The 2,773-nt window shown below is 71.0% G+C and carries 3 protein-coding genes; 2 read left to right on the forward strand and 1 reads right to left on the reverse strand.

Annotation, left to right across the window (positions count from 1 at the left end; genetic code table 11):
* The first annotated feature begins 117 nt into the window (after positions 1-117).
* Positions 118-867 (forward strand): nucleotidyltransferase domain-containing protein, encoded by a 750-nt coding sequence (locus VFZ20_RS11490; protein WP_329684019.1) that lies wholly within the window; start codon positions 118-120, stop codon positions 865-867.
* Positions 868-934: 67 nt separating this feature from the next.
* Positions 935-1,549: a LemA family protein gene (locus VFZ20_RS11495; protein WP_329684020.1), complete on the forward strand. Its 615-nt coding sequence runs from the start codon at positions 935-937 to the stop codon at positions 1,547-1,549.
* A gap of 122 nt (positions 1,550-1,671) precedes the next feature.
* Here the strand turns inward: VFZ20_RS11495 and VFZ20_RS11500 are convergent, their stop codons facing one another.
* Positions 1,672-2,739, reverse strand: coding sequence for a DUF2278 family protein (locus VFZ20_RS11500; protein WP_329684021.1), 1,068 nt, complete (start codon positions 2,737-2,739; stop codon positions 1,672-1,674).
* Between the last annotated feature and the right edge of the window lie 34 nt (positions 2,740-2,773).

The following is a 2,773-nucleotide window of genomic DNA, read 5'->3' on the forward strand; positions in this document are numbered from 1 at the left end:
CGGCGGGGGCGGCGGATGGGGCGGCGGCGGATTCGGGGGCGGTGGGGGAGGCGGCGGCGGGTTCGGTGGTTTTGGCGGAGGCGGTGGATTCGGGGGCGGCGGCGCGGGAGGCGACTGGTGACGAGAAACGATGCGGGCGCGATGCCGCCCGAGCTGGAGCGGGCCCAGCGGTTCGCGTGGGCGCTGGAGGGCATCTTCGACGCGGACCTTGTGTCCGTTGTCCTGTACGGCTCCGCGGCGCGGGGCGAGTACCGCCCCGGGGTGTCGGACCTGAACGTGCTGGTGGTGCTGCGCGAGATGTCGCCGGCGGCGCTGCGCGCGGCGGGCGACCTGGCGCGGGAGTGGGTGGCGGAGGGCAACGCCGTCCCCCTCTTCCTCTCCGCGGACGAGCTGCGGCGCTCCGCGGACGTGTGGGCCATCGAGATGACGGACATCCGCGACGCGCACCTGGTGCTGCTGGGCGCGGACCCGTTCGAGGGCGTGACGGTGGACCCGGCGGACCTGCGGCTGCAGTGCGAGCGCGAGCTCAAGGGCAAGCACATCCAGCTGCGGGAACGCTACCTGCTCTTCGCCGGGCAGCCCGAGGAGCTGGGGGAGCTGCTGGTGCGCTCGTTCAGCACCTTCCTGGTCCTCTTTCGCACGGTGCTGCGGCTGACGGGCACGGACGGCGTGCGCGACGCGGAGACGGTGGTGCACCGCGTGGCGCAGGTGGTGGGCTTCAGCCCGGAGCCCATGCTGCAGATCCACCGGGCCCGCGCGGCGGGAGAAAAGCTTCGCCCCGCGGCGAGCTCGCCCCTGGTGGTGGGCTACCTGGATGCCGTGTCGCGCGTGGTGGACCACGTGGACCGGCTGGTGCGCGGCGGCTGAAGGGCCGGACGCGATGTTTCCTGTACGATTGACTGATCAACCCGAACCTGTCCTCCGGAGGAGAACGATGCGGGTCCCCAAGAGCGTGATCGCGCTGACCCTGGCGCTGACCCTGGGCGGGTGCGGCTACAACCGCATCCAGGCGCTGGACGAGCGGGCGGAGCAGGCCCGCAGCAACATCGGCGTGCAGCTGCAGAACCGGAACCAGCTCATCCCCAACCTGGTGGCGACCGTCAAGGGCGCGGCGGAGTTCGAGCGCGGCACCTACACCGACGTGGCCCGCGCGCGCGCCGGGCAGCTGCCGGCGGCGGAGCAGCAGCTGTCGCAGGCGCAGCAGCAGCTCACCCAGGCCGTGCAGAACAACAACGTGCAGCAGATGCAGGACGCCGACGCCGCCGTCACCCGGCAGATCGGCACGTACCTGAACATCGCCGTGGAGGCCTATCCGCAGCTGCGCGCCACGCAGAACTTCACGGCGCTGCAGGACCAGCTGGCGGAGAGCGAGAACAAGATCGCCCGGGCGCGGCAGGACTACAACGAGGCGGTGCAGCAGTACAACACGTACATCCGCAGCTTTCCGCAGGTGATCACGGCGCGGATGAGCGGGGCGGACCGCAAGCAGCCCTACCAGGCCCCCGCCAACGCCGAGCAGGCGCCCACGGTGGACTTCGGCGCGAAGTAAAGGCCACGACCGAAAAGAATCCTCACGCAGAGGGAGCAGAGGCAGCAGAGTACCCCGGTCCTGCGCGGACTGAAGTACTCTGCTGCCTCTGCTCCCTCTGCGTGAAAATGCAGTTGGTTTTATCAGAACCGGATCTCGCGACCTTCCTCGCGGGCGTCGTCGCGGTCGTAGGTGACGCCGTCCACGGGCTGACCGGCGGCGTCCAGCAGCAGGATGCGGCCGCCGCGGTTGCTCAGCGCCACGTCCACGGGCAGGTGCACCACCAGCCGCGCATCCGGCGCGATGCGGCCCTCCAGCGTGTGCCGCGCCTCCTCGCCGTTGTCCAGCATCCATCCGTCGACGGCAACCGGCGACGACGTCGTGTTGTGCAGCGTCACCGTCTCCACGCCGCGGTCGCCGCCGGCCGGGTTGATCTCCGCCGAGGCGATCCGCACGCCCTCGCCCACCTTGACCCGCCTGGGCGCGGGCGGCGTCTCGCGCCGGGGCGCCGGGCGATGCGCGTCCGGCCGGGCGTGGTGCGGGGGGATGTCGGCGGCGGGGTGGCCCGTGCGGTCGTCCGTGTGCCAGCCCTGCGGCTGGAACGCCAGGTAGATGCCCACCCAGCGCCGCTCGTCGCGCAGGTGCAGAAAGACGGCGCCGTCCTGCCACACCCCGTTGTCGCCCGCGTGGCGCTCGCGGCGGGGCGTCCCCTGGTTCATGTGCACGTCGTGCAGGCCGTTCCCGGGCGTAAATCGGAACTCCGCGTCGCGCTCGCGCTCCGGGCCCCACCGCGAGCCCAAAACGCACACCTGCACGTCCGGGTCGTCGATGGCGTGCCGCACGAGGGCGTCCAGCTTCTCGTTCAGGTCGTTGTTGATGCCGGGCACGTCGTGCGGGAGGGCGCGCATCTGGTTGAGCCTGACCATCCCGCCGCGCACGTAATCCACCGACAGCCCGTCCGCCCCCGGCGTGCCCGGGTGAAAGCCCTCGTCCAGCATCTCCAGCCGCTGCATGAGCGGGTGCCGCACGTCGTCGTCCACGGCGAACAGCAGGTCCGGCCGGCGCCGGTCGCTGGACTGCACGTTGATGGACGCACGGAAGCTGACACCGTCGGCACGGATGAGGATCTGGTAATGCGGCATGAAGTCGTCGCGCTCCTGCCGGCAGTCCGTGATGCGGCCCTTGAGCACGCCGTAGTTGCTGATGGACATCGATTTATCCGCTCGGATGGGGATCGGTGGATCG

The sequence above is a fragment of the Longimicrobium sp. genome (assembly GCF_036280135.1).
In the GTDB taxonomy this organism is placed as follows: Bacteria; Gemmatimonadota; Gemmatimonadetes; order Longimicrobiales; family Longimicrobiaceae; genus Longimicrobium.

What these genes read in the sequence shown, in the direction of transcription:
- VFZ20_RS11495 (WP_329684020.1), top strand. Translation starts at nt 935, where the DNA reads ATGCGGGTCCCCAAGAGCGTGATCGCGCTGACCCTGGCGCTGACCCTG.
- VFZ20_RS11500 (WP_329684021.1), bottom strand. Translation starts at nt 2,739, where the DNA reads ATGTCCATCAGCAACTACGGCGTGCTCAAGGGCCGCATCACGGACTGC.